This window comes from Nannocystis pusilla, from assembly GCF_026626665.1.
In the GTDB taxonomy this organism is placed as follows: domain Bacteria; phylum Myxococcota_A; class Polyangia; order Nannocystales; family Nannocystaceae; genus Nannocystis; species Nannocystis pusilla.
Window position 1 is genome coordinate 4,451,700 of sequence record NZ_JAPNKE010000002.1, and the last position, 24,749, is coordinate 4,476,448.

Annotated in this window: 23 protein-coding genes and 1 pseudogene; 9 read left to right on the forward strand and 15 right to left on the reverse strand. The window is 73.0% G+C overall.

Annotated elements, in window-relative coordinates; translation table 11 throughout:
* Nucleotides 1–8: 8 nt before the first annotated feature.
* Entirely contained in the window at nucleotides 9–869 is an 861-nt protein-coding gene (locus tag OV079_RS19585; RefSeq protein WP_267770354.1) for an NAD(P)-dependent oxidoreductase, read from the reverse strand.
* A gap of 123 nt (nucleotides 870–992) precedes the next feature.
* Nucleotides 993–1,136: a hypothetical protein gene (locus OV079_RS19590; protein ID WP_267770355.1), complete on the reverse strand. Its 144-nt coding sequence runs from the start codon at nucleotides 1,134–1,136 to the stop codon at nucleotides 993–995.
* Between OV079_RS19590 and OV079_RS56075 the strand changes: the two are divergent.
* A pseudogene (locus tag OV079_RS56075) lies at nucleotides 1,107–2,899 on the forward strand (acetyl-CoA hydrolase/transferase C-terminal domain-containing protein). The gene OV079_RS19590 and the pseudogene OV079_RS56075 sit on opposite strands and share 30 nt — an antisense overlap.
* A gap of 280 nt (nucleotides 2,900–3,179) precedes the next feature.
* Here OV079_RS56075 and OV079_RS19600 read toward each other — a convergent pair.
* Nucleotides 3,180–4,088 (reverse strand): LysR family transcriptional regulator, encoded by a 909-nt coding sequence (locus tag OV079_RS19600; RefSeq protein ID WP_267770357.1) that lies wholly within the window; start codon nucleotides 4,086–4,088, stop codon nucleotides 3,180–3,182.
* A gap of 70 nt (nucleotides 4,089–4,158) precedes the next feature.
* Between OV079_RS19600 and OV079_RS19605 the strand changes: the two genes are divergently transcribed.
* The gene (locus tag OV079_RS19605; RefSeq protein ID WP_267770358.1) at nucleotides 4,159–4,806 is read left to right on the forward strand and encodes an NAD(P)H-dependent oxidoreductase; all 648 of its coding nucleotides are present in this window, start codon (nucleotides 4,159–4,161) and stop codon (nucleotides 4,804–4,806) included.
* Nucleotides 4,807–4,923: 117 nt separating this feature from the next.
* Here the strand turns inward: OV079_RS19605 and OV079_RS19610 are convergent, their stop codons facing one another.
* Together OV079_RS19610 and OV079_RS19615 are read right to left on the reverse strand one after the other, a co-directional pair.
* Nucleotides 4,924–5,547, reverse strand: a complete 624-nt coding sequence (locus OV079_RS19610; protein ID WP_267770359.1) for a cysteine hydrolase family protein — start codon at nucleotides 5,545–5,547, stop codon at nucleotides 4,924–4,926.
* A 306-nt stretch (nucleotides 5,548–5,853) separates the two neighbouring features.
* Nucleotides 5,854–7,617, reverse strand: a complete 1,764-nt coding sequence (locus OV079_RS19615) for a choice-of-anchor L domain-containing protein (protein ID WP_267770360.1) — start codon at nucleotides 7,615–7,617, stop codon at nucleotides 5,854–5,856.
* 433 nt (nucleotides 7,618–8,050) lie between these two features.
* Here OV079_RS19615 and OV079_RS19620 point away from each other — a divergent pair, with 433 nt between their 5' ends.
* Entirely contained in the window at nucleotides 8,051–8,593 is a 543-nt protein-coding gene (locus tag OV079_RS19620) for a GNAT family N-acetyltransferase (protein ID WP_267770361.1), read from the forward strand.
* Between the two features lie 48 nt (nucleotides 8,594–8,641).
* Here the strand turns inward: OV079_RS19620 and OV079_RS19625 are convergent, their stop codons facing one another.
* Nucleotides 8,642–9,232, reverse strand: a complete 591-nt coding sequence (locus tag OV079_RS19625; RefSeq protein ID WP_267770362.1) for a hypothetical protein — start codon at nucleotides 9,230–9,232, stop codon at nucleotides 8,642–8,644.
* An 844-nt stretch (nucleotides 9,233–10,076) separates the two neighbouring features.
* Here OV079_RS19625 and OV079_RS19630 point away from each other — a divergent pair.
* Complete coding sequence (locus OV079_RS19630; protein WP_267770363.1) at nucleotides 10,077–11,579, forward strand: ATP-binding cassette domain-containing protein; 1,503 nt, start codon at nucleotides 10,077–10,079, stop codon at nucleotides 11,577–11,579.
* A 163-nt stretch (nucleotides 11,580–11,742) separates the two neighbouring features.
* Here OV079_RS19630 and OV079_RS19635 read toward each other — a convergent pair whose 3' ends face one another.
* Complete coding sequence (locus OV079_RS19635) at nucleotides 11,743–12,219, reverse strand: hemerythrin domain-containing protein (RefSeq protein WP_267770364.1); 477 nt, start codon at nucleotides 12,217–12,219, stop codon at nucleotides 11,743–11,745.
* A 391-nt stretch (nucleotides 12,220–12,610) separates the two neighbouring features.
* Nucleotides 12,611–13,123 carry a hypothetical protein gene (locus OV079_RS19640; RefSeq protein WP_267770365.1) on the reverse strand — a complete coding sequence of 171 codons (513 nt, stop codon included), beginning with the start codon at nucleotides 13,121–13,123 and terminating at the stop codon, nucleotides 12,611–12,613.
* An 856-nt stretch (nucleotides 13,124–13,979) separates the two neighbouring features.
* Here OV079_RS19640 and OV079_RS19645 point away from each other — a divergent pair.
* Nucleotides 13,980–15,527: a serine/threonine-protein kinase gene (locus OV079_RS19645; protein ID WP_267770366.1), complete on the forward strand. Its 1,548-nt coding sequence runs from the start codon at nucleotides 13,980–13,982 to the stop codon at nucleotides 15,525–15,527.
* 164 nt (nucleotides 15,528–15,691) lie between these two features.
* On the opposite strand, the gene OV079_RS19650 is transcribed toward OV079_RS19645, so the two are convergent.
* Nucleotides 15,692–16,279 (reverse strand): DUF1501 domain-containing protein, encoded by a 588-nt coding sequence (locus OV079_RS19650; protein ID WP_267770367.1) that lies wholly within the window; start codon nucleotides 16,277–16,279, stop codon nucleotides 15,692–15,694.
* A 22-nt stretch (nucleotides 16,280–16,301) separates the two neighbouring features.
* Here OV079_RS19650 and OV079_RS19655 point away from each other — a divergent pair, with 22 nt between their 5' ends.
* On the forward strand, nucleotides 16,302–16,937 hold the full coding sequence (locus OV079_RS19655) for a hypothetical protein (protein WP_267770368.1): 636 nt from the start codon (nucleotides 16,302–16,304) through the stop codon (nucleotides 16,935–16,937).
* A gap of 19 nt (nucleotides 16,938–16,956) precedes the next feature.
* Here OV079_RS19655 and OV079_RS19660 read toward each other — a convergent pair whose 3' ends face one another.
* The 6 genes from OV079_RS19660 to OV079_RS19685 all read right to left on the reverse strand — a co-directional run bounded on the left by OV079_RS19660 (nucleotide 16,957) and on the right by OV079_RS19685 (nucleotide 20,954).
* The gene (locus OV079_RS19660) at nucleotides 16,957–17,811 is read right to left on the reverse strand and encodes a hypothetical protein (RefSeq protein WP_267770369.1); all 855 of its coding nucleotides are present in this window, start codon (nucleotides 17,809–17,811) and stop codon (nucleotides 16,957–16,959) included.
* Between the two features lie 44 nt (nucleotides 17,812–17,855).
* Nucleotides 17,856–18,128 carry a matrixin family metalloprotease gene (locus OV079_RS56080; RefSeq protein WP_338089092.1) on the reverse strand — a complete coding sequence of 91 codons (273 nt, stop codon included), beginning with the start codon at nucleotides 18,126–18,128 and terminating at the stop codon, nucleotides 17,856–17,858.
* Nucleotides 18,011–18,640 (reverse strand): hypothetical protein, encoded by a 630-nt coding sequence (locus OV079_RS19670; RefSeq protein WP_267770370.1) that lies wholly within the window; start codon nucleotides 18,638–18,640, stop codon nucleotides 18,011–18,013. Before OV079_RS19670 ends, OV079_RS56080 begins: the two co-directional genes overlap by 118 nt.
* Complete coding sequence (locus OV079_RS19675) at nucleotides 18,613–18,792, reverse strand: hypothetical protein (protein WP_267770371.1); 180 nt, start codon at nucleotides 18,790–18,792, stop codon at nucleotides 18,613–18,615. The genes OV079_RS19670 and OV079_RS19675 overlap by 28 nt, the downstream gene beginning before the upstream one ends.
* 128 nt (nucleotides 18,793–18,920) lie before the next feature.
* Nucleotides 18,921–19,703, reverse strand: a complete 783-nt coding sequence (locus OV079_RS19680; RefSeq protein ID WP_267770372.1) for a hypothetical protein — start codon at nucleotides 19,701–19,703, stop codon at nucleotides 18,921–18,923.
* A gap of 591 nt (nucleotides 19,704–20,294) precedes the next feature.
* Entirely contained in the window at nucleotides 20,295–20,954 is a 660-nt protein-coding gene (locus OV079_RS19685; protein WP_267770373.1) for an RNA polymerase sigma factor, read from the reverse strand.
* A gap of 20 nt (nucleotides 20,955–20,974) precedes the next feature.
* Between OV079_RS19685 and OV079_RS19690 the strand changes: the two genes are divergently transcribed.
* The 3 genes from OV079_RS19690 (at nucleotide 20,975) to OV079_RS19700 (ending at nucleotide 24,729) form a co-directional block, all read left to right on the forward strand.
* A complete protein-coding gene (locus OV079_RS19690) occupies nucleotides 20,975–22,450 on the forward strand; it encodes a serine/threonine protein kinase (protein ID WP_267770374.1) in 1,476 nt (491 codons plus the stop codon).
* Nucleotides 22,428–23,174, forward strand: coding sequence for a tetratricopeptide repeat protein (locus OV079_RS19695; protein ID WP_267770375.1), 747 nt, complete (start codon nucleotides 22,428–22,430; stop codon nucleotides 23,172–23,174). Before OV079_RS19690 ends, OV079_RS19695 begins: the two co-directional genes overlap by 23 nt.
* 559 nt (nucleotides 23,175–23,733) lie before the next feature.
* Nucleotides 23,734–24,729 carry an AraC family transcriptional regulator ligand-binding domain-containing protein gene (locus tag OV079_RS19700; protein WP_267770376.1) on the forward strand — a complete coding sequence of 332 codons (996 nt, stop codon included), beginning with the start codon at nucleotides 23,734–23,736 and terminating at the stop codon, nucleotides 24,727–24,729.
* Nucleotides 24,730–24,749 lie beyond the last annotated feature (20 nt).

Consider the following 24,749-nt stretch of genomic DNA (forward strand, 5'->3'; position numbering starts at 1 on the left):
GTAACGGACTAGCGCGACGGCGTCACCGCGTCGCGGGCGATCACCGTCCAGTCGTCGCCGCCGTGGCCGCGAGCGAGGTACGCGTCCATCAGCGCCGCGATCGCCGGCAGCACCGCCAGAGTCCGCTCGGCCTGGCTCGCCTCGTCGAGCATCAAGCGCGCGTCCTTGCGGGCCATCGCCAGCTCCCACGACGCGCGCTCGAAGTCACCGGCCAGCATGCGCTCGGCCCTGGCGCCGACCGACGCGCCGGGGTTGAAGAACGCGAACAGCTCGGCCGCCTGGCGCGGCTCGACGTCCAGCGCGCGGGCCAGGTTGAACACCTCGGCCACCCCGCTGGTGAGGAACATGAGGAACAGGTTGCCGAGCAGCTTCATGCACGCCGCCTGGTCGGGGCGATCGCCGAGGTCGACCAGCTTGCCGGTCATGCGCTCCAGGTGAGGCGTCACCGCGGCGACGCGCGCACGTTCGCCGCTGACGAGCATCACCCCGGTCGCGTGGAGCGTGTTCTGCGGGCCCATGAACACCGGCGCGTGGACGAAGCGCAGCCCGCGTTCGTCCCACCGGGCCACGCGAGCGCGCGTGCCGGTCGGCGACGTCGTCGTGTGATCGACGACAATCACCTCCGGCGCGAGCGCCGGCCGCACCCGCCCCAGCACCTCGTCGACCGCCGCGTCGTCGGACAGGACCAGGTGGACCCGCTCCGCCCCGCGCACCGCCTCGGCCGGATCGGCGAACGCCCGCGCCCCGTCGGCCGTCAGCGCCTCGGCCTTCGCGGGCGAACGATTCCACACGTGGACGGTCTCGCCGCGCCGCAGGAGCGCGCGCACGAAGCCCGCGCCGAGGAGTCCGGTGCCGAGGAACGCGATCATGGCGGGGTTTTACACCCGCGCAGGCCGCCCCGCGAGCGCCCGCGCCCGCCGGCCGCGGCGCGACGGCAGCGCCCGGCGAAGACGCTACGCTCCCCCATGCGCCCGGCGCCGACGTCCCTCGCCTCACTCGACGACGCGGTCGAGCTCCTGCTCGCGCGCGTGCCCGGCCCGCTCCACGTCGGTGCCCCGCTCGGCCTCGGCAAGCCGCACCGCCTGCTCAACGCGCTGTACCACCGGATCGCCGCCGACCCCACGCGGCCGCTCCACCTCTACACCGCGCTCTCGCTCGATCCGCCCGATCCCGGTGACGGCCTGCAGGCGCGCTTCTGGCCCTGTTCGTGCGCCGTCACTTCGGCGACGACTTCCCCCGCCTCGCCTACGTCGACGCCCTGCGCCGCGACGTCCTGCCGCCGCACATCGAGGTCGAGGAGTTCTACCTGCAGTCCGGCGCCTTGCTCGGCGCACCGGCGGCCCAGCGGCGCTACGCCAGCCTCAACTACACCCACGTGGCGCGCGCCCTGGCCGACCGCGGCCTCAACGTCGTGGTGCAGAAGGTCGCGCGCGAGCCCGGCGACGGCGAGCCGACGCGCCTGTCGCTGTCGTGCAACACCGACGTCACCCTCGACGCCCTCGACGCCCTGGCCGCGCGCGGCCAGCCGCGCCCGCTGATGATCGCCGAGATCGATCCGTCCCTGCCCTGGCTCGGCGGCAGCGCGGCGGTCCCGGCCGACCTCTTCGACGTCGTCGTCACCCCGCCGGGCCCGCACCCGCCGCTGTTCGGCCTGCCGCGCCAGCCCGTCGGCGACGCCGACTACGCGATCGGCTTTCACGCCAGCACCCTCGTGCTGGACGGCGGCACCCTGCAGATCGGCATCGGCGCCCTGGCCGACGCGCTGAGCCACGCGCTCGTGCTGCGTCACACCGACAACGCGGCCTACCGCCGGATCTTGCGCGACCTCGGCTCGCCGCGCGCCGACGACCCCGCGCTCGCGCCGTTCGGCGCCGGCCTGTACGGCTGCAGCGAGATGGTCAACGAGGGCTTTCGCCGCCTCGTGCAGGTCGGCGTCGTCGGGCGCAAGGTCGTCGACGACCTCGCCTTGATGCAGCGCCTCGCCGACGATTCCGCCGACGCCGCCGATCGGGCCCGGCTCGCGCGCGACGGCGAGTACCTGCACGGCGCGTTCTACCTCGGCTCGCCCGAGTTCTACGCCTGGCTGCGCGGGCTGCCCGATGATGAGCGACGCGCGATCGGCATGCGCCGCGTCAGCGCGATCAACGACCTCGACGGCCGCGACGAGCCGCTCAAGCGGCTGCAGCGCCGCGACGCTCGCTTCTTCAACACTTGCATGATGGCGACCGCTCTCGGCGCCGCGACCTCCGACGCGCTCGACAGCGGCCGCGTCGTCTCCGGCGTCGGCGGCCAGTACAACTTCGTCGCCATGGCCCACGCCCTGCCCGGAGCGCGCTCGGTCTTGATGCTGCGCGCCACTCGCGACAGCGGCGGCCGCTCCACCTCCAACGTCGTGTGGAGCTACGGGCACATCACCATCCCCCGCCACCTGCGCGACCTCTACGTCAGCGAGTACGGCGTCGCCGACCTGCGCGGCCGCGCCGACGAAGACTGCGCGATCGCCATGATCGCGATCGCCGACGCCCGCTTCCAGGCCGGCCTCGTCGCCGCGGCCCGGGCCAACGACAAGCTGCGGCGAGGCTTCGAGCCGCCGGCGCGCTGGGCCGAGAACACGCCCGAGGTCCTGCGCGAGCGCCTGGCCCCGCATCGGGCCGCCGGCGCGCTGCCCGACTACCCGCTCGGCAGCGACTTCACGCCCGTCGAGCAGCGGCTGGCGAAGGCGCTGGGCTGGCTCAAGGCGCACGCCGATCACAAGCTGCAGATCGCGGTGCGGGCGATGACCGGCGCGGCCAGCGAGGACGTCGAGGCGCTGCAGCGCATGCAGCTCGACCGCCCCCAGGGCCCCCAGGAGTGGCTGCAGTCGCGGCTCCTCGGCCTCGCCCTGCGCATGACCGCGTGAGCCGCCGCAGGCGGGCCCGCGCGCGCGCGCTCGCCATGGCCACCTCGGCGCGCTCCCTCGCCCGCGCGACGCAGCCTGTCCCATCGGCCAGGCGGTACGGTCCGGCGAAACGCCGCTCCGACCCGGAGAAGTTTCACCCGGGCCGCGCGAATCAACCTGTCCCGAGAGCCAGGCGTATAAGCCCCCGAAGCGCCGCGCCGAGCCGGCGACCAGTCACCCGAGCCCGCGCGTCGCAGCCTGTCCCATCGGCCATGCGGTGACCCGCCCCGCGACAATCGGCTCAGCCGGCCTCGAGCGCGCGCAGCCCGGCGACGAGCGCCTCGTAGACGGCCGCGACCCGGGGCACGCGGCGGATCGCCGCGCGGGTGACCACGTACACCTCGAGCGGCGGCAGCGGCGGCAGCTCGGCCACCTCGAGCACGCACAGCTCGGGCATCACCGCCGCGTAGCTGCGCGGCGCCACGGCGACGCCGAGGCCCGCGCGCACCAGGGCCAGCTGCGTCTCGACGCTCGTGCACTCGAGCGTGGCCCGCGGCGCCCCGATGGCGTCGAGCCAGGCCCGCTCGGGCGCCACGAAGCTCGGGTGGACGTACGCGATCCACGGCAAGTCGCGCGCCGCCACCCCGCGGAGCCGCCGCTTGGCCGCGTGGGACGTGAGCAGCGCCCGCTCGAGCCGCGCCACCCGCTGGCCGACCAGCTCGCCGCGCGGCGTGCGGAAGAAGCGGATCGCGATGTCCGTCTCGTGTCGCGCCAGGTCGACCGCCGCGTCGCTGGTGTGCAGCTCGATCGCCAGCTCGGGGTGCCGCGCCAGCAGCGGCGGCAGCACGCGCGGCGCCACCACGTGCTGCGCCAGGCCCTCGGTCAACGCGACGCGGACCCGCCCGCTCACCCGCACCTCGCTCGCGTGGGCGCGGTCCTGCAGCGCCAGCATCGCCCGCTCGACCGCGAGCGCCGCCTCGACCAGTTGCGCGCCGAAGCTGCTGTGCACGACCGCCCGCGGCCCGCGCTCGAACAGCTTGCGCCCGAGCGCCTCCTCGAGCGCGGCGATCCGGCGGCTCACCGTCGATTGATCGGTCCCCAGGAGCCGGGCCGCCCGCGAGAACGAGCCCTCGCGCGCGACCGCGAGGAAGTAGCGCACGGCGTCCCAGTCCCCCAGCAGGGCCCGCGTCGCCGCGAGGTCTCGACTCATGCGAGATTGCATAGCACGTATGAAATTTTTCGCATGGTGCCCCGCGGCCGGCCGCCGCAGGCTCTTCGGCATGAAGAAGGCACTGATCCTGCTCGGCCACGCCGATCCCGCGAGCTTCAACGCCGCCGTCGCCCGGGCTTACCAGGCCGGGTTCCGCGCGGCCGGGGGCGAGGCGGAGCTCGTCGACCTGGGCGAGCTCCGCTTCGACCCGGTGCTGCGCCGCGGCTTCCGCGGCGACCAGGCCCTCGAGCCGGACCTCGTCGCCCTGCGCGCCCGCATCGAGGCCGCCGACCACCTCGTGTGGGTATTTCCGACCTGGTGGGTCTCGCCGCCGGCCGTCGTCCGGGCGCTCGTCGATCGCCTGTTCCTCCCCGGCTGGGCCTTCGCCTACCGCCCCGGCAAGGCGCTGCCGGAGGGCCTGCTCGCCGGCCGATCGGCGCGCGTCCTGACGACCATGGACAGCCCCTCGTGGTGGTACGCGCTGTGGCACTACCGCGCGCTCCACGGCTCCTTCGTCAACGGCACCCTCCGCTTCGTCGGCCTCGCGCCCGTCAAGCTGTCGGCGCTGTACGGCACGCGCGCCCGCACCGCGAGTCAGCGCGAGCGCTGGCTCGCCGAGGTCCAGGCCACCGCCGCCGCCGACCACGCCCGCTGCCGCGACACCGCCCGCCCGCTGCGCTCGGACCTCGCCGCCAGCCGCGGCGCGCTCGCGCCCTGAAGCTCGTGCTCCGACACTGGCTCGCGCCCCATCGGTTCGACCCGCGAATCGCTCGCCGCTCGCCCGCGGCGTTCGCTCGACGCGGTTCGTGAAGGCGGAGTAGCGCCCGGGCGCCCCTCAGCGCGCGGACAGCGAGGCCACGAGCTCCTGCGTCGTGACGATCGCGTGGGCGTACGTCGGCCCGTTGATCTCGTGGGCCGCGCGCATCGCCTCCTCGGACATCGCCGCGGTGGCGTCCCTCACCAGGGTCACGTGGTAGCCGAGCTCGACCGCGAACCGGCTGGTGCATTCGATGCACGTGTTGGCGATGAGGCCGATCACGATGACCCGCGCGACGTCGTGCTGCTTGAGCAGCACGTCGAGGTCGGTGTTGGCGAAGCCGCTCGAGCCCCAGTGCTCCTTGACGACGATGTCGCCCGGCTGCGGCGCGAATTCGGGGTACCACTCGCCGCCCCAGCTCCCCTTGGCGAACACCTGCGTGCGCGCGGCGTTCTTCTGGTACGGGTTCGCGCGCTGCCAGCTCTCGAGATCGCCCGGCTCCCAGCGGCGGTGCGGGACGATGAACACGCGGATCTTCGCGGCGCGGACCGCCGCGACCACCGCCCGCAGGTTGCCCAGCAGGCCGACCTTCTCGGCCACGTCGCGCAGGCGCGGCCAGACCTTCCCGCCCTCCGCGAGGAAGTCGTTGTACGGATCGACGAACAGGAGCGCGGTTCTTTCGGCGGGGTACGAGTCGGTCATGCGATGGTCCTTCGGCAGAGCGGCGGGCGGCGAACGAGCGGCGCGACGGCGAGGTCGCGTCGGCTGTCGGGTATGGCGGAGAACCGCGGCGAAGAAAACCCGACCAACGTCGGGGCTCGCGCCAGCCGGGGCGCGACCCGTCGAGGGCACGCGGTCGTCGGCGAGCGCGTCCGACGATCCTCCCGCGCCGCGGCCGTCGCCAGGCCGGACAGCGCGTCGAGCCGCCGGTGCGGATCACTCGCGGCCGCCAGGCGACCGGCCATCGGACCGGGTCGATCTACCTGTCCCTCGGAACATGTCCAGACATCACTGCGGCTTGATCCCGCAGTCGTCGACGTCGCTCGGCACGCAGCCCTCGCAGTCCCAGCGGAACGCGTCGAGCAGGGCGACGGTGGCCCAGTTGGCGTCGGACATGTCGGCGAGGAAGAAGCCCACGGTGATCTCCGCCCCCGGCTGGACCCCGCCGCGGGCGCTGAACCACGCCGAGCACGCGTGGCCCTCGAAGCCGGTGCCCCACAGCTGCGGCTCCGCCTTCGTGTAGCCCGGGCCGTCGAAGTAGCTGTCGAGCGCCGTGATCGTCAGCGGCAGGCCCTGGTCCGCGTCGTTCGGGTCGGGGATGAAGGCCACGTTGCCGCTGTACGCGTCGACCGGCGGGTTCGCGTTCGGGTCGTCCGGCGTCGGGTCGACCTGGTAGGCGAAGAACATGTCGTTGAAGACCGTGCCGACGTAGCCCGGCCACTCCGACGAGCAGAACACGAAGTCGAACGTGAAGCCGTACGTGGCCGCCGGCACCACCGTCTCGAAGCTGAAGTAGATGCGGTCGTTCACCTTGCCGTTGGTCTTCTGCCACTGCGCCTGCAGCGTGTCGGAGCAGTCGCCGTCGCCGCCCGGCACCCCGTTGTCGCAGCCGACGAACGGCGTGCCGCCGGCCCCGTCGTTGCTGCCGTCGACCGCCTTGAACGGGCTGGGCAGCGCGTCGTCGCCGGAGTTGCCGTTGGCCCCGTGCTCGACCTGTGAGTTGGTGGCCTCGATCACCACCCCGTCGGCATCGGGCGCCGCGATCGTCCCGGTCGACAGCATCAAGAAGGCCTCGCCCTCGCGCGGCGCGTACAGCCGCTGCGGCGGCGTGTTCGGGTCGCCGTCGAGGTCGGCCGCGTAGCTGCCGAAGCCGCGCGCGACCTGCCAGGTGTCCGGCTGCGCCGCCGGGTCGAACTCGAACGCGGTGACGACCACCGAGTCGTCGGCTTGCAGGTCACACACCCCGATCGCGCGCAGGGCGTCCCGCGGATCGCCCTTGTCCGCCAGATCGATCGCATCGTCGCACACCGCGTAGTTCACCGGCGCGCCGCAAGCGGCCGGGTGGTGCTTGGTGCAGTCGTTCTTGCAGTAGTCGAACTCGCCGCCGTCGACCAGGTTGCCGTCGTCGCACGCCTCGCCGGCCTCGATCTGGCCGTTGCCGCACTCCGGCGGGGTGAACGTGCAGTCCGGCTCGCAGCCGTCGCCGCCCCCGCGGTTGCCGTCGTCGCACAGCTTCGGCTTCTCGACCGAGCCGTTGCCGCACACCTGCGGCGGCGTCACGACCTGGCAATCGGCGCTGCAGGCGTCGCCGTCCTCGGTGTTGCCGTCGTCGCAGGCCTCGCCGACCTCGTGCTTGCCGTCGCCGCAAGTATGTCCCAAAAGACAGCTGGACTCGCAGCCGTCGCCGTCGTCGAGGTCGCCGTCATCGCACTGCTCGCCGGGCTCCAGCACCCCGTTGCCGCACTCGCCCCCGCCGTCGGTCACGCCCATCGTCGCGCCGCCGGTGCCCGGCTCCGACGTCGCGTCGCTGCCCGCGCTGACGCTCCCGGCCGACCCGTCGGTGCCGCTGCCGGTCGGACCGTCGCCCTCGCTGTCGCTGTCGCTGTCGGGCGCCGTGCCGGTCGGTTCGCTCGCGCTCGCCGTCTCGCTCGCCGTCGTGTCGCCCGCGGCTCCGCCCTTCGAATCCGAATCACCGCCGGCGTCGCCGCAACCGACGAGCCAGACGACAGCCAAGAACACCCACCCCGATCGCGCGGCCAAGGCGTAAGTCATGCGCCACGATTTCCCATCCGGCGCGCCCGTTCAACCCCTTTCGCGCGCGAGCGAGTCCGCCCGGGCGCGAGCGCGGAGCGTGCTCCGTCGGCTCGCTCGCCGCTCGCGGCAGCTCCGGGTCCATTTGTTCGTCGCCGAACGCCCGTCGCGGACGAGACAGCGGCTCCTCGCTGCATCGACGCTCGGCGTGAGCCCTCGCGTGCGCGCAGGGCCGCCGCGGACGAGACAGCGGCTCCTCGCTGCGTCGACGCTCGGCGTGAGCCCTCGCGTGTACGCAGGGCCGCCGCGGACGAGACCGTTGCCGCGGCAGCGCCGACGATCGCGGCGAGACCTCTCGTCGCGGCGCCGACATCGAGGCCCGGGCGACGCGCTCCCGAAGCTCCACGCCTCGCGGACCGCTTGACCCGCGCGCCGACGCGGCCGATCGTCGGCCATGCTCGAGGCTCGAGGACAAGCCGCGCCGGAGCGCGCCACGCTGACGGAGCTGCGCACCATGGCCGATTATCCGCCCGGCCTGGTCGGCGCCGTCGCGGAGCTGTTCGGCCGCTGCATGACCGCGAGCCACGGCACCGACTGGCGCGTCGACGTCATGATCGCCGAGGGCCAGTGCGAGTTCTTCCGCCGCTTCGACCCCGCGCGCGACCGCGTGTGGGTGGCGCGGCTGGACGGCCGGATCTGCGGCGCCTTGACGATCGACGGGCCGCGGCCCGAGGCCGGACGCGAGGCCGCGCGCCTGCGCTTCTTCATCCTCGACGAGGCGACCCGCGGGCTCGGCCTCGGCCGCCGCATGGTCGCCGACGCGATGGCCTTCTGCCGCGAGCGCGGCTATTCACGCGTGTACCTGACGACCCTGCCCGGCCTCGACGCCGCGCGCCGCCTGTACGAGGCGCAGGGCTTTCGCCTGATCGGCCAGGACGACCCGCCGTTCTGCGGCGGCGACCACGGCGAACAGACCTTCGAGTGGCGCGCCCCGTGAAGGCGCGCCGCGCGGTGCTGCCAATCACACCGCCGATTCACCGGCCATTCACAGGTCCGGACAATCCGTCGCCGGGCTCGGCGACCACGAGCAGATCGCCGCGGGGAAGGTCCCGGCCGGCGCCTCGCCGTTGCGCACGATCTCGATCTGCGCGTTGCTCCCGGCGTCGAGGCAGGTCTGGCTCAGGTTGTCGATCTCCGACGGCGTATCGGTGCCGCTGTCCCAGTGCACTGCGAAGCACGCCTCCTGCCCCGCGGGGATCGTCCACGCGCCCATGACCGACTCGCACTTCACGATCGAAGCGCAGGTGTGCTGCACGGGATCGTAGTCGCAGACCGTGCAGTCGGTCTCGATGGTCGGGGTCTGGGCGTCGACGTCCTCCACGCATTGCGGGAGGCAGCCCGACGCGTCGACCTGGACCGGCTGATCGCCGCCGGTGCCCGTGGGCGCGCCCGTGTCCGTGTCACTCTCGGTGCCCGTCTCGCTGCCCGTGCCCGTCTCGCTGCCCGTGCCCGTGGGGTTGTCGGTCGCCGTGCCGGTGTCCGTGCCCGTCCCCGCGTCCGTGTCCGTGTCGCCCGACTTCGAGTCGCCGCAGCCGACGATCGCCAGCGTCAGTAGAAAAATCGCATGCTTGGTCATGGTGGCGCGGCAACCTAGCAGACGCTGCGAGCGCCGGCACGAGAACCGGCGGAGCCCGAGGGACCGGAAAGCTCGCGCGCTGGCGCCGGGCGAGCGGCCGATACCACTGCGACGAAACCCCGCCGGCGCCGCTTTGCGGCCGCATCACCCGCGATCGCCCGCGCGACGGCGCCACAGGCGAATCCACGGAGCAGGTGAATCCCCTGCTGCGCCGGCCCGCGAATCACTCCGTCCGCGGCCATGTCGAGCCCGCGTCCGCCATCGCAGCGCCGGACCAGCGTGAGCGAGCCGACGTCGCCGCGTCAGCCCTCACGGCGCCGACCTGCGTCGGCGAGCCGCCGCGTCGGAGCAGCGAGGGCGAGCCCACGTCCGCCGTCGCCGCGTCGTCCCCGACGGGAGCGTGCCCCTTTACATGTCACAAGAGACATGCCCTATCAGGCATGTCCACAAAGACATGCCATCACGCGTGGGTCGATCGGAGACACGGGTCGACATCGGCCCCGCGGGTCGCCCACTCACAGCCCAGTCCGCCACGGCGTCGTGGGCCCCACGAACGCGACGACGCAGACCCGTCGCGATGTCGACGGTCCGCCGGCACCGCGTCGGTTCACGCGCGCGAGGTCGACGTCGCAGTGAGACCGATCGCCGCAGTCGGCTTCGACCCTCGGCCCCGCGCACCGCGAAGCGCGCCCCCTTGCGCGGCTCCCGGCGTGCGGCTATGGTCGAACACCTCGAACCTCCTCGGAGCTGGCCCGCCCTTGAAGCTGCACGCCTGAATCCCGCTGTCCCCCAGCCGCCCGCAACCCGCCGAATTCGGCCGCGGGCGAGATTCAGGAGCATCTTCATGGCCACCATCCTCTGTCGCGACCTCGCGTTCTCGTTCGGCGACCTCCCGCTGCTCTCGGGCGTCGACCTGCACCTCGTACCCGGCTGGACCGGCCTCGTCGGGGCCAACGGCGCCGGCAAGACCACCCTCCTGCGCCTGCTCACGGGCGAGCTCGAGCCGACCGCCGGATCGATCCAGCGCGAGCCTGGGGACCTGTCCCTCACGACATGTCCTCAGAGCGTGGAGGCCTGCACCCCCGAGATCGCGCGCTTCGCCGCCCGCGACGACGGGGCCGCGCGGCGCCTGCTCGGCGAGCTCGCGCTCGACCCCGCCGGTCTCGCCCGCTGGGCCAGCCTGTCGCCCGGGGAGCGCAAGCGCTGGCAGATCGGCGCAGCGCTGCTCGACGAGCCCGAAGTGCTGCTGCTCGACGAGCCGACCAACCACCTCGACCACGCCGGCCGCAAGCTGCTGGTCGGCGCGCTGCGGGGCTTTCACGGCCTCGGCGTGGTCGTCAGCCACGACCGCGCGCTGCTCGACACCCTCACCGAACAGACCCTGCGAGTCGCGGGCGGCGGCGTGCAGACCTGGGACCTGCCTTACAGCCGGGCCCGCCGCGCCTGGGAGGCCGAGCGCGCCGAGCACAACGCCGCCCACGCGGCGCTGCAGAGCCAGCACCGCCGGATCGAGGGCCGCCTCGACGACCAGCGCCGCGCCCTCGCGGGGGCGACCGCCAACCGCAGCCGGCGGGTCCGCAGCAAGGGCAAGCACGACAGCGACTCGCGCACCCTCGGCGCCGCCACCCTCGCCGAGTGGTCGGAGAAGTCGCTCGGGCGCGGCGCGAGCGTGCTGCGGCGCGCCCTCGACCGCAGCGCCTCGGCCCTGGCCGACCACGCCTACGAGGGCGAGCTCGGCGGGCCGATCGCCGTGGCCGGCGAGCGCGCTCCGTCGGCCTACCTCGCCGCGCTCGACGTGCCGGAGCTGCGCGCGGGTGACCGGCGGGTGCTCGGCCCGGTGCAGGTGGCGCTGGCCCGCGACGCCCACGTCCGCCTCGCCGGCCCCAACGGCGCCGGCAAGACCACGCTGATCCGGGCCCTCCTGGCCCGCCTGCGCTGCCCGCCGGCCCGGGTCCTCTATGTCCCTCAGGACATGTCCGAACAGGAAGCCGTGGCCCACCTCGACGCCGTGCGCGCGCTCCCGCCGGACGAGCGCGGCAAAGTGCTCGCGGTGGTCGCCGCGCTCGGCGTCGACCCGGGCGCCCTGCTGCGCTCGCGCCGACCCTCGCCGGGCGAGGCGCGCAAGCTGCTGCTCGCGTTCGGGCTCGGCCGACCGGTGTGGGGCCTCGTCCTCGACGAGCCGACCAACCACCTCGACCTCCCGGCCGTCGAGCGGCTCGAGGCGGCCCTGGCGGAGTTCCCGGGCGCGCTGCTGGTAGTCAGCCACGACGACGCGTTCGCCCGCGCCTGCACCCGCGTCACCTGGCGCATCGACCAGGGCGAGCTGCGCGAAGAGACAGCCGACTGAGCCGGGCGCGACCGCTCACGGCTCGCGCTTCCGCTGCGGGCGCAGCTGCCCTCGCTCGTCACGCGCGCATCCGACGAGGACGGGTCTCGTCCTCCTTGCCCACCTCCGGCCTCGCGCGGGCGGCCGGCGATCTGTCCCTTCGGACAGTCGCGGGCCGCGGATGTCACTCGGCCGCGTCGCGCTGGTCGGCGCGGATGTCCTCGATGAAGGAGTCGCGCTCGCGCGCGTAATCCTCGGCCAGTTGCTCGGCCTCGCGGTCGCTGACGACCTGCTTGGCCAGCGGGAACATCTCGCCCTCCTCCTCGTCGACGTGGTGACCCACCATGTCGGCGAGCACCTTGACCTTGGCCTTCCATACCCCGTCGTTGTCGGGGGTCATCGCGTCGAGCTCGGCGATCAGGTTGTCGACCTGCTTGTGCTCCTCGATGCCCTCGCGGGTGATGTCGGCGGCGTTCTGCTCCTCGAGGAACCGCGGATAGACCACGGCCTCCTCGGCGCGCGCGTGCGGCACCAACTTCTGCTTGAGCCGGGCGAACAGCTCCAGCGCCTCGGCGCCCTTGGCCTCCTCGAGCTGGTGGAACAGCTCGCTGACCTCTTCGTGTTCGCGGTGCAAGACGTCGTAGATCTGGGGCTTTGCCATGACGAATTTCTCCTTGTCGCGGCGCCTGTCGGCGCCGGGTGCGACCGGGGAAGATGTGGCGCGGAAACGAGGCGCGGCAAATCAGCACAGGCGCCGCGCCGCTTTGTCGGGCCTGAAATCACAGCAACGGGGCCGCAGCGCGCCGTTCTGCGTACACAGCGCCGCTTTTGAGGCCGGAGCCGCGACCGTCGGAGCCCGGGTAATTCCTCGGTTCGCGTGAGCCTCGCGCCCCGCGAACACCCGTCGAGCCCGCTGTCGCCGACCTCGCGCCGCGATGCAGGGGTCGATCGCACCGCCGAGCACGCATCCCCTCCGACTCGTCGCACGGCAAGTCTCACGCGGGTGGAGCTCCGCCCCCCCGCGCGGCCTGAACCAGGCCGCCTTCTCTGCCTCACAGACAGTCGATCAGGCCGTCGTAGATCGAGCGGTCGCTCCGCGGTAACGGTGCGTCGAGCGCCGAGGGCCCCGCGAGCGCGGACAACAGCTCCTCGAGGGTCGTACCGTGGGCCAGCGGCGTGGGGCAGCGCCAGAACTTCGGCACGACCGTGATCTCGCCGGTCGCCGGATCGATCTCCTCCTCGCTGGCGGCGAACACCCACACGCACGTCCCGATGCGGCCGCTGGCCTGGTGCACCGAGCAGCGATAACGCAGCGACTCGATGTTGCTGTAGTCGCCTTCACAGAAAGTGTCGCCGCAGATCTCGTCGAAGCCCCGCTTCAACTGCGAGAGCATCGAGAACCACGCGTCGATCTGGGCCTCGCCCTGCACGTAGTCCGACGCATCGACGTACTGCGGGGCGTCCTCCCCGCGCGTCGCTGCGGGAGCCGCGAGCGGGAGCGACGCCGCGAGCAGCAGCGAACGACAGGCAGCCGACGGGGAACGGATGGTCTCGCTATTCGCCATGGAAGACTCCTCTTGAGCATGGGCGTCGCCGCGGACGCCGACGAGCACAGCCGGCGGACAATGGCCTGTCGGGTTCCGGGTCGACCCGCGCGCAGGCACCTCGAAGCCGTCACTAAGGGCGGCGCTTCGGCCGCGGACGAGCGGGCAGAACGAGGCGGCGAGCGGCACATGGCGGCCCGGAGACCGCGTCGTGAGGGACAACCTCGGCGCGCATCGTGCAGGGGGCGTTCGGCGGCGCATCGCGGTCGGCGAGCGGCCGGTATGAACATATGTCCTTTTGGACATCTCGTTCGATACACCGAGGCCGCTTCGTCCGCGCCGGGCACTCACCTCCTGCCCTCGCGTCGCTCGCCTGCGCGTTCGCCGGCGCCGACGCTGCGTGCTTCACCGGCGGCGATCGGCCGCGGTCTCGAGATCGCCGCCCGCGCCCGCCGCGCTCGCCGCCCCCGCGCGTCGGCGCGCGGCCCCGCGACGAACCACGAATGACAGTACGCCGATGTGTGCACGATCGAGATGGCCGCCGCTCTGGCGCCGCGATCCCGACCTCCACGTTTCCGCGCCAGAATGACAGTACGCCGATGTGTGCCCGATCGAGATCGCCGCCGCTCTGGCGCCGCACTCCCGGCCTCCACGTCGCGGCGCGGGAATGACAGTACGCCGATGTGTGCACGATCGAGATCGCCGCCGCCCTGTCGCCGCGATCCCGACCTCGACTTCGCGGCGCGAGCGTGCGCAACCGCGACGCGCCGGTATTGAACGAGGGTCACCGGCTGCCCGCGACGACCGGCAGCGGACGCGGACTCGGGCGGCGCCCGCGGAGGTCATGTTACCCTCGGACGTTCGTACGGATCTGCCGATGGACAGCTTCGCAGCCAGTGCGCCCGACGCGTTCGTGGCCTCTGACCCAAGGGACATGTCCCCGGGGACATTGATCGACGGGCGCTACCGAATCGTCGCGGCGATCGGCGAGGGCGGCATGGGCGCCGTGTACCTCGCCGAGCACGCCGAGGTCGGGCGCCAGGTGGCGATCAAGGTCCTGAACCCCGAGCCCAGCGCGCGCGCCTCGATCGCCCGCCGCTTCCGCGCCGAGGCGTGCAAGGCCGGGTCGCTCGGCCACCCGCACCTCGTCGAGGTGTTCGACGCCGGCGCGCTGCCGGACGGCCGCCTGTTCGTGGTCATGGAGCACCTCGAGGGTCGCAACCTCGCCCACGAGCTCGAGGAGGTGCTGGTGTTCGACGCCGACCGCGCGTGCGTGCTCATGCGGCAGGTCGCTCTGGCCCTCGCGGCGGCCCACGGGGCGGGGATCGTGCACCGCGCCCTCAAGCCCAGCAGCGTGATGGTGGCGACCCAGGGAGGCGACGAGGTCGTCAAGCTGCTCGACTTCGGGCTCGCCGCCAAGCTCGCGCTGGGCGGCGAGTCGGGCGAGCACTCGGAGGCCGGCGCTCACTCGAGCCCGGCCGACTACATGGCGCCGGAGCAGGCCACGAGCGTCGCGGCGACGCCGGCCATGGATGTCTACGCGTTCGGCGTGATGCTCTACGAGCTGCTGTCCGGCTCGCTGCCGTTCACCGCCAGGCACGCGTTCGAGCTGCTCAACTTCAAGCTGCTGCACCCGGCGCCGTCGATCGACGCCCGCCGCCCCGGCCTGCCCCCGCGCCTCGTGCGGCTGATCGCCGACTGCCTCAGCATCGATCCCGCCGCGCGCCCGGCCGACGGCGCGGCGCTGGTGCCTCGCGTCGACGCGGTGCTCGCCGACCTGCGCCGCCAGGCCCCGCTCGCGGCGGAGGACATCGCCGTGAGCGCGACGCCGCAGCGCCGCCGCGTGTGGCCGGTCGTGCTCGGGCTCGGCGCGGCGCTGGCGGCCGGCATCGCGTTCGTGGCGTGGCCGTCGGAGGCGCTCGAGGAGCCCGCCGCAGCGGCGCCGGCCTCACCGCCGCCTGCGGCCTCGCCCGCGCCGCCCGAACCGCAGCCGGTAGCCGTGGCTCCCGCGGCACCGGCCCCCGTCGTCGCCCCGCCGCCCTTGCCGGAGCCGACGCCGCGGAAGCCTGACGCGGGCATCAAGCCTTCGACCCGCCGTCCGTCGCAGGATCCGGACGCGGCGGCTCTGCCGGGCGCAGCGGGGACTTCGGAGTCGGCCGGCCGCGGCGAGGAGCACCTCACGCCGCGCTGCGAGCGGATCCGCAGCAAGGCGACGGAGGCCCGCCGCACGCAGCGGTGGAGCGTGCTGCGCGACCAGAGCCGCCGCCGCGAGTGTTGGGCCTCCGAGGTCGAGGCGCGCAAGCTCCAGACCAAGGCGGCGATGGAGCTCGGCGACTTCTCCGGCTGCCTCGACTTCGGCGCGCAGCTCCCCGACCCCGAGGTGCAGGGGTGGCTCAAGCTGTGCAAGATCCGCTCGCAGGAGTGACGGTCTCCCCGCCCGGCGGAGCATCCGCGCCTCACTACAATGACTCTTGGGACATGTTCCGGTCGACATGTCCTGTTCGCCATCCTATTCTCCGCGCGGCCCCCACGCCCCGCTCGACCGGGAGCCCGAGGACATGTCCTCATCGACATGTCCTCGAGTTCATTTCACGCGACGACCCGCGCCGCCTCGCCGCGAGCGCCGAACAGGCGCAGGTCCTCGCCATCCGCGACGTCGAGCGGGTACAGCGCCTCGCAGGCCTCGGCGATGCCGGCCAGGCGGCGCAGCTCTTGATGGACATGCTTGGGCTCGATGCGCACCCCGCCCTCGCGGACCGCGAGGGTCGCAGGGTCGACGGCCAGGGCCTCGTGGCGCTCGTTCGTCGCGCCGACGACCCGCCCGCCCGCGATGCCCTTGCCGAGCGCCAGCACGCTGGTGACGGGCCCGTGGTCCTTGCCGCGCAGCGCGTTGTAGTGGGAGGTGCGGCCGAACTCGGAGCTCACCACGATCACCAGGTCGTCGGCGACGCCCTGGCGCTCGGCCTCCTCGCCGGCGAAGTCGACCGCCGCCAGCAATTGCGCGAGCAGGGGCCCGTGCTCGGCGTCGTGATCGACGTGCGTGTCGAAGCCGTCGAGCTCGAGGTTGACCGCCACGCTGACCCCCGCGCGGAAGGCCGCCAGCGCCACCTGGACCTGGCGGATCAGCGGATTGGGCCCGTCGTCGAGGGTGGGCAGCCGCCGCTGCAGCGCGCGCATCCTCGGCGCCCGTGCGCGAGGCGTGGATCGTGCCGAGCGGCCCGCCGAAGCGGATCGCGTCGGCCCGCGGATCGACGCGGTCGAAGTTCTCGGCGCGAGCCGGCGCGCGCACGTCGGCCATGCGGGTCGGCGCGACCATCCCGCCCGTCTCCTCGTAGCCGCCGAAGCTGAGGAAGCCGGCCTCGCGCGCGCCGCCGTGGATCGCGGCCACCAGCGCCGCGAAGCTCGGCGCGTCGTCGCTGCGCCGGCCCGACCACACGTGACGGGCGCCGTCCTCGTGGCCGAGGGTGCCGACGTCGACGCCGTTGATCACCAGCAAGCGGCGGTCGTGCTTTTCGAAGAAGCGGCGGAACCCGGCCAGCGGGGCGTAGCGGATCCCGCTCGCGGTGGTGGCGATGTCGCGGGCGAGGAACGCGGCGTTGACCGCGTCGCGGTCGCCCGGGCCGGCCGCGCCCTTCGGATCGCACAGCGAGGTCGGATCCCAGCCGCCGCGGGCGCTGATCGTCAAGAACCGCGGGCCGCGGTAGGTCTCCGCCAGCGGCGGCAGGCCGCGCGCGCCGGGGCGGGCGAGCGCGTCGAGGGAGGCGACCGAGAGGCCGGCAAACGAGGCGAGGCCGAGGAATTGCGACGATCCATGGTGCTGATTCCTTTGTCGTGAGTGCCTGGGACCGAGATCGTCAGATCCCCTTGAAGCTGTTGAACTTGTTGAGCGGCAGCGCCGGGTTCAAGGTCTTGTACGACCCGTCGGTGCCGGTGTGGCGGCGGTCGAGCTGGAAGTAGCGCTTGGTGCCGAGGCCGGAGATCGAGCTGCCCTCCTTGCCGTTGGCGTTCCACCAGATGTAGCCGACGAAGTTCGACCAGGTCTTGAGCTCTTGCGTGATGCCCTCGATCCACTGCGCGCGCTTGCTGCCGTCGGAGTCGAAGGGCAGGCCGACGTAGCCGATCTCGGGGAACAACTTCTGCCGGCCCTTGCTGTCGTAGGTCTTGACCTTGGCCAGGAACGTCTTGGGGTCGACGTACGACGTCGCCGCCTTGCCGCCCGAGCCCCACGAGTTGCCGTACATGTCGACGCCGAAGAAGTCGCCGACGCCGGGGTCGTAGGTCGCGTAGGTGCCGAGGCCGCCCGAGTTCTCGGTCGCCTGACGGGTCAGCACCGGGCCGCACTTGATCCGCGCGCGGATGTCCGCGGGCAAGCCCTTGATCATGTCGAAGTACAGCTTGAAGTGCGCCTTGTACTGCGAAGCGGTGAAGTCGCCCTCGGGCTCGTGGCGGTCGGTCAGCCACAGCGTCGAGATCCAGCCCGGCAGGTCGAGGAGCCGCGTCCGCAGCGCCTTGATCTTGTTGGTGTCGCCGTCGAGCTTGGTCGAGGCGAAAGGCTGGCCGCCGACGTCCTGCATGTATTTGAACCGCGGGTCGTCCCACGCCGGCAGCATCCCGTCCGAGTTGGGGAAGATCCGCATCCACTCGTTCTTGGCCAGCTTGGGCTTCCAGTAGCCGATCTCGTCCTTGACGATGGTCGCGCCGATTTTCATAAAAAACTCCGATCTGAACTGCGAGGTGAAGCGCGCCGAACGAATCAGTAGAGCGCGCGCAAACCGGCGACGTCGCCCTCGCCGAGGGTGGATTCGCTGTCCTGGCACGGCCCGTTGATCGTCGGGCTCATCGTCAAGTCGCCGTGGCTGCTCTCGCCGACGTGCCCGAGGCCGAAGGTGTGGCCGCGCTCGTGCGTCATCACGGCCTTGACGCTGAACTGCTCGAACACGAGACGGAGCCGGGGCTCGTGGTCCAGTCGTGGTCGGCCTTGTTGAGCTGCACGTCGCCCTCCTTGGCCACGCCGCCGGAGAACCACACGCACGCGGTCGCCAGAGTGCCCGTGGGCAGGTCGCCGAACGAGACCACGTTGACCCCGTCGGACGTGAGACAGTCGCCGCTGCTGTTGATGTTCGCGGCCTTGCTCTTGCGCCCGAGGTACTCGTGCGACGCCCCGACCTCGTCCGCCAGGCCGCAGCTGTTGTGACTGCCGGTGATGTTCGACGTCGCGGCCTCGATCGCCGCCTCCGCCGCGTCGACGTCGAGCTCGCTCGGGGTCGAGCCGGCGTGGAAGTACCAGCGCAGCTTCGTGTCCCAGCGCCAGCCCGTGTGGATGTAGGCGTCGTCCGAGCACGGATCCAGCGCCAGCAGCTCCTCCGGCGGGCCGGCGGAGATCCGGTCGTCGACCAGCTCTTCGAACACGACCTCGCCGTCCGCGGTCGTGTGCAGCATGAACTGCCGCGTCGTGCCGTCGGCGTACAAGGTCTCCGACCACACCGAGGTCCCGGGCGGCGGCGGCGTCGCTACCAGCCCTTCGAGCTCGTTCTCCATTCTTCGTGCTCCGCCGCGACGTCCACTCCCACGTCGCTGTTCGGCGCGTCATCGTCATCCGGCACGGCCTCGCCCTCTTCGACGCAGCCGATGGCGAGGAGCATGGCGAGCAGGGGCAAGTCGAGAGTCTTCGTGGTGCGCATGCGAGTCATCGCGCTCTCCTGATGTCGGTGGAGTTCCCGACCCCGCCCGGCTTGTCTCACCGCCTCGACGATTTTTTTCGCGCGCGCCCGCGAGCGGGTGCGTCCCGTCCTTCACACCGATCGCGGGCAGCCCACGATCACGGAGGCAGCGACACGCGCCGCGCCCACCACGAGCGCTCGGCGTAGTTGCCGTACTTCTCGCTGCCGACGAGGGTCAGGCACGAGCCGTCCTCGCTCGCCGCGATCGCCAGCGCCGCGCCGGACGAGGCCCCGCGCTTCATCACCCACTGCTCGGCGCCGTCGTCGGCGTAGCGCGCGGCCCACGGCTCGCGGTCGACGGTGCCGGCCGCGAACACCCCGCCGCCCGGCGCCGGCACCAGCGCGAACACTGCGTCGCGCACGAGCTCGGCGCGGCCGAAGTACACGTCGGCCTCGGCGCCCGGGAGCGCGTGCTCCCACGCGATCGGACAGGCTGTCGCGCAGCCCGGCTCGACGCGGGCCAGCCACGCCGACGAGCGCATGGACGGATCCTGGCGATAGCCGGCCACGATCACGTCACCGCCGTCGACCGGCAAGAGCGCGAGGATCCCCGCCGCCTCGACCTCGCACGTGCACGCGACCGCGCCGTCGCCCAGGGCCACGCGGCGGAGCCACGCGGTATAGACGTCGCCGCCGGGGAGGTTCCAGGTCCCGCCGATCGCCACCTCTTCCCCCGCGAGCGCGATGGCCTGGGCGATCGCCGGCGAATCGAAGGCGGCGTCCGGCGTGAACGGCTCGGGCGTGGCCGGCCACGCTGCCGACCACGCGCCGCCGAGCGACCCGGCGCGCTGGTACCAGATGTTCTCCTGGCGCTCGCCGGCCAGTAGCAAGGTCGTGGCGTCCGGCATGCTCGCGCCGCGCAGCGAGTGGATCTGCAGCACCAGCCTCGGCCTCGCCGACCACGCCGCTGCCGTCGATCGCCACTCGCCGGAGGTGCGGGCTCGACTTGACCGTCACGGTCTCGTCGTCCGGGTCGCGCCGCGAGTAGACGACGAGCAGCTCGTTCGCCGCGGGGACGAACAGGCGCGCCCACAGATCGGTGTCGTCGTCGACGCTCGGGCTCTCGGTCGCGTCGACCGTATGCGACCACACCTGCTCGCCGGCGGCGTCGAGCCGCAACGCCCGCAGCTCGAGCGGCGCCGCGCTGGTGAAGCCGACCACGAAGGCCCCGCCGTCGTCCGCGAGCGCGACGGCGGTCGCCTTGCCCGGCAGCCCCAGCGGTCGCTCCCATACGGCACAGCTCGCTGGCTCGCCGGACGTCGGCTCGGTCGCCGCGGTGGTCGACGGATCGGTCGCGGTCCCGTCGTACCGGCAGACGCCCGCCTCGCAGCGTCCCCCGGCCATGAGGTCGCACGACCCGTCGTCGACGCACTGAAACGGCGGCGGCGCGCAGCCGCCCGTCATCGTCGCTGCGATCGCCCACGCAACCGCCTGCCCGCGCATGCGCCGAGTGTCGCAGGCCGGTCGGGCGCTCACAAGCCGCGGGCGACCGGCTCGCCAAGGCTGAGCTCGGCGATCGACGCGACCCAACTATCGAGGCCCTCGAGCAACAAGGTGCGGTGACGGTCGAGCCCGGGGATGTCGGCGATGGCTCGCTCGAGCGCCTGTCGGGCCCGCGACACGCGGGTCGTGACTGTGCTGAGCGGCACACCGAGGGCCTCGGCGATCTCGCGGTTCGACATGCTCTCCCAGTAGAACATCTGCAGCACCATCTGGGCCTCGACCGCGAGCAGCAGCGCGCGCAGGAGCAGCCGCTGCTCCTCGTACATCGCCACCACGCGGCTCGGCGTGGCCGCGGCGTCGCCGGTGCGCAGGTCGTCGAAGTCGAAGGTCGCCGCGGCGCGCGACTGGCTGCGGATGTGGTGCAGCAGCTGGTTGCGGGCGATGCCGAAGAGGAATGCGCGGAAGCTGGTCCGCTCGCGCAGGTTGGCGATCGCCGTCGTGCACGCCAAAAACGTCTTCTGCGTCAGGTCCTCGGCGTGGCTGCCGGCCTTCAGGTCGAAAAAGCGCAGGACGCTGGCGTAGTGGCGGCGGGCCAGCGCGTCGCCGGCCTGCGAATCACCGGCGCTCCACGCCTTGAGTATCTGGAAGTCGCGTAGATCGAAGTCGTCGCGCTCCGGGCCGCCGCGCATGCGAGGGGCATGATCGTCGATTGCCCTGCCCCGCGCAAGGCGACCCGGTCGCCGCGTTTTCGGGTAACCTCGGAGTCACGACCAGCGGGCACATCGCCGGCAAGTACAGGATGATCCGGCGCCTCGCGGGTGGCGGCATGGGCGAGGTGTACCTCGCCGCGGCCGACGGGCCCGCGGGCTTCCGCAAGCCTGCCGTGATCAAGCGGATCTTGCCGCACTTCGCGAACGACCCCGAGTTCGTGCAGATGTTCGTCAAGGAGGCGCGCCTCGCCGCCGCCCTCGACCACCCCAACATCGTCCGCGTCTACGACTTCGGCGAGGCCGGCGGCAGCTTCTTCTACGTGATGGAGTACCTGCACGGCGACAGCCTCGCGGGCCTCTTGCCGAAGCTGGCGCAGTCGGACAGGCGGCTGCCGCTCGTCCACGCGCTGACCGTCGGCCTCGGGGTGTCGGCGGGCCTGCACTTCGCCCACGAGCTGCGCGGCCCCGACGACGCGCCCTCGGGGCTGGTCCACCGCGACGTCTCGCCGGCCAACGTGTTCCTCACCGGCGCCGGCGAGGTCAAGCTGCTCGACTTCGGCATCGCCAAGGTCATGTCGTCGACCGGCGTCACGCGCGACGGGGTGCGCAAGGGCAAGGTCCCGTACATGTCCCCCGAGCAGTGCATCGGCGCGCCGCTCGACCGCCGCAGCGACGTGTTCGCGCTCGGGATCCTGCTCTACGAGATGACGACGATGACGCGGCTCTTCCGCGCGGACAACGAGTTCGCGACGATGAACCTGATCACGTCGGGCGAGGTGCCGCCGCCGTCGCGCCGCGTCGCCGATTACCCGCCCGCGCTCGAGGCGGTGGTGCTCAAGGCGCTGAGCCGCGACCGCGAGCACCGGCACGCGACCGCGCTGGCGCTGCACGAGGACCTCGAGCGCGTCGCCGACGAGCTCGGCCTGCGCCCCTCGCCGCTCGCGCTCGGCCGCTTCGTCCACGAGCTCGTCGGCGAGCAGGCCGCCCCGTCGCTCCCTGCCCTGCCGGCCGACGACGCGCAGACGGTCCACTTCTTCGCCGCCCTGAACGACGCCCTGACCACGCGCGACGGCCCCCCGCCCGACGCGCCTGTCCCCGTCGCGTCGACATCGACGCCGAACTCATCGACACCGACTCGAGCAGAACCATCACCGCGGAGGCGATCGCCTGTCGCGCCGCTGCTGCTCGGTGGCGCCGCCCTGGCCGCTCTGGCGCTCGCGTGGCGTCCGTCGAGCTCGCAGCCCGCGGCGCTCGCAGAGACCGAATCACGCGACGTCGACGCTCCGTCTCCGGCGCCCTCGCCCGTCGCGCCCGTGATCGCTACGCCGCCTCCCGCACCACCACCGACGCCCCCGCCCACCGAAGCGACGCCCGAGCCGACGTCGGCAACCCGACCGAACAAGGCCCGCACCGGCACCAAGAAGAAGCCGGCCAGGAAGGACAACGTGCTGGATGCGCTGCGGCCGAGCCATTGATCGCGCCCTCGCGCTCGGCCTCGCGGCGGTCCTCGGCCTCGCCTCCGGCCCCGCCCGCGCCGGCGGCGAGCCGTTCCTCGTCGATCGGGCCGCGCGCGCCCACTACGACCGCGCCGGCCGTCACGCCGAGAAGGGCGACCTGCGCCGCGCGGCCTCCGAGCTCGACGCCGCCTACGCGATCGAGCCCCACCCCGAGCTGCTGTTCATCCGCGCCGAGCTGCGCCGGCGGCTCGACGAGTGCGACGCTGCGGTGGCGCTGTACCGCCAGTTCATCGCCACCAGCCCCTCCGAAGCCGCGACCCGGCAGGCCCACGACGGCATCGCGGCGTGCACGCCGGCCGCCCCCGATCCGCTGCCCGACCCGCTGCCCGAACCCCTGCCCCCGCCCACGCCTTCGCCCGAGCGACCGCCGTGGCACCGCGACGCGGCCGGCGGCGTGCTGCTCGGCTTCGGCGTCGCCGGGGTCGTCGCGGCCACCGCCCTCGCCGGCGCGGGCGGATGGGCCTACCAGGACGCGACGCACCAGTATCTGCAGAGCGATTATCAACAGCGCCGCGGGCAGGCCCTCACCCTGCAATGGGCCGCCGGCAGCGCCGCCCTGGTGGGCGCCGCCCTGCTCGTCGGCGCGGCCCTGCGCTACCGCGCCGTCCGCCACCGCGAGCGCCGCCTCGGCGCCTGGCTCTCGGGACAGGGCGCCGGCCTCGTCGTCGGCGGCCGCTTCTGAGCGCCGCTGACACGTCCACCGGCGCCAGTTTTCACGCATGACCTTTTTGGACAGGTACACACGCCCGTCTCGGCGCCTCGCCGCGCGAGAATCACAGAATGTCCCTCGGGACATGTCTCGTCCACGCCCGGCCCTCGCTCCTCGCCGCCATCCGCCGCGCGAGGATCACAAAATGTCTCTCGGGACATGTCTCATCCCCGCCCGGCGCTCGCTCCCTCGCCGTACCATCCGACGCGCGCGTCTCACCGCACCATCGGCCCGCACGAATCTCACCACCTGGCTCTCTGAACATGTCCTGCAGCCGCCCCCGTGAGCGCTTCGGAGCCCCGCCGAGCCTCCGCCGGCGGTCGCCCGGCGATCGCTTTCAAGCCCCGCCGCACCGTCCGCCGACGCGAGCGTCGCCTCCCTGGCTCTCGGGACAGGCCCGAGCCTGCTCGTCGGCGGCCGCCTGGGAGCCGCCCGCCGGCGCGTCGATGGTATCCTCGCCGCCGACCTCCATGCCGCTGCCGGTCTCCGCGTCCGTTCTGCCGCCTGCCCATGACGCCTGGAGAGCCGGCCGGTGGAGCTGAGGTCCAGCCGGGCAGTGTCGGCGGGGTGGCTGGCGCAGCTGCTGTCCGAAGCGGAGCCCTCGCTGCGGCGCGGGATCGCGGCCGAGCTGGGGCTGAGCAAGCTCGAGGAGCTCGAGCCCGACGATCGCGTGCCGCGCCACGTGCTCGACGATCTGTGGACGCGGATCCCCGAGCTCAGCGGCGACCCCGACTTCGGCCTGCACTTCGCCGGGCGGGCCAGCCCGCGCGCCCTGGGCCTCCTCGGCTACCTCGCGCGTCACAGCGCCACGATCGGCGAGGCGGTCGCCCGCGTCGTGCGCTTCCAGCGGCTCATCATGGACGCCAGCGACTACGACGCCACCTTCGCCGACGACGGCGCGCTCACCATCGCCGACGGCCCGCAGACGGGCGCCGATCCGTGGCCGCGTCACCTCGCCGAGGCGGTCATGGGCTGCTTCCTCACCCTCCCCGCGGCGTGGTCGGGCGCGCTCGTGCGCGCCGAATCGGCGGACTTCCAGCACCCGGAGCCGCCCGACGTCGCCGGGCACGTGGCGCTGTTCGGCTGCCGCCCGCGCTTCTCCCGGCCGCGCAACCAGATCGTGCTGTCGGCCGCGACCGCGCGCCTGCCCATGCGCGAGGCCGACCCCGCGCTGGTGGGTTACCTCGAGCAGGCGGCCGAGGCTCACCTCGAGGCGGTGCCGCACCCTGACGAATGGGTCGAGCGATTGGTCGCCGCCATCGAGGCCGAGCTGGGCAGCGACCTCTCGCTCGCCGCCGTCGCCGAGCGGCTGCACGTCGGCCGGCGCACCCTGCAGCGGCGCATCGCCGAGCTGGGCCTCAGCTACCAGCACCTCGTCGACTCGGTGCGGCGCCGGCGGGCGGAGCAGCTCCTGCGCGACCCGCGGCTCGGCCTCGAGGAGATCACCGAGCGCCTCGGCTTCGCCGACCCGAGCGGCTTCCGGCGCGCCTATCTGCGCTGGACCGGCACCACCCCGCGCGGCCGTTGACGCGAGCGGCCCCAACTTTG

Coding starts and splice junctions, on each gene's coding strand:
- OV079_RS19585 (WP_267770354.1), bottom strand. CDS start 869: ATGATCGCGTTCCTCGGCACCGGACTCCTCGGCGCGGGCTTCGTGCGC.
- OV079_RS19600 (WP_267770357.1), bottom strand. CDS start 4,088: ATGAGTCGAGACCTCGCGGCGACGCGGGCCCTGCTGGGGGACTGGGAC.
- OV079_RS19605 (WP_267770358.1), top strand. CDS start 4,159: ATGAAGAAGGCACTGATCCTGCTCGGCCACGCCGATCCCGCGAGCTTC.
- OV079_RS19610 (WP_267770359.1), bottom strand. CDS start 5,547: ATGACCGACTCGTACCCCGCCGAAAGAACCGCGCTCCTGTTCGTCGAT.
- OV079_RS19615 (WP_267770360.1), bottom strand. CDS start 7,617: ATGACTTACGCCTTGGCCGCGCGATCGGGGTGGGTGTTCTTGGCTGTC.
- OV079_RS19620 (WP_267770361.1), top strand. CDS start 8,051: ATGCTCGAGGCTCGAGGACAAGCCGCGCCGGAGCGCGCCACGCTGACG.
- OV079_RS19625 (WP_267770362.1), bottom strand. CDS start 9,232: ATGACCAAGCATGCGATTTTTCTACTGACGCTGGCGATCGTCGGCTGC.
- OV079_RS19630 (WP_267770363.1), top strand. CDS start 10,077: ATGGCCACCATCCTCTGTCGCGACCTCGCGTTCTCGTTCGGCGACCTC.
- OV079_RS19635 (WP_267770364.1), bottom strand. CDS start 12,219: ATGGCAAAGCCCCAGATCTACGACGTCTTGCACCGCGAACACGAAGAG.
- OV079_RS19640 (WP_267770365.1), bottom strand. CDS start 13,123: ATGGCGAATAGCGAGACCATCCGTTCCCCGTCGGCTGCCTGTCGTTCG.
- OV079_RS19645 (WP_267770366.1), top strand. CDS start 13,980: ATGGACAGCTTCGCAGCCAGTGCGCCCGACGCGTTCGTGGCCTCTGAC.
- OV079_RS19650 (WP_267770367.1), bottom strand. CDS start 16,279: ATGCGCGCGCTGCAGCGGCGGCTGCCCACCCTCGACGACGGGCCCAAT.
- OV079_RS19660 (WP_267770369.1), bottom strand. CDS start 17,811: ATGAAAATCGGCGCGACCATCGTCAAGGACGAGATCGGCTACTGGAAG.
- OV079_RS19670 (WP_267770370.1), bottom strand. CDS start 18,640: ATGGAGAACGAGCTCGAAGGGCTGGTAGCGACGCCGCCGCCGCCCGGG.
- OV079_RS19675 (WP_267770371.1), bottom strand. CDS start 18,792: ATGACTCGCATGCGCACCACGAAGACTCTCGACTTGCCCCTGCTCGCC.
- OV079_RS19685 (WP_267770373.1), bottom strand. CDS start 20,954: ATGCGCGGCGGCCCGGAGCGCGACGACTTCGATCTACGCGACTTCCAG.
- OV079_RS19695 (WP_267770375.1), top strand. CDS start 22,428: ATGCGCTGCGGCCGAGCCATTGATCGCGCCCTCGCGCTCGGCCTCGCG.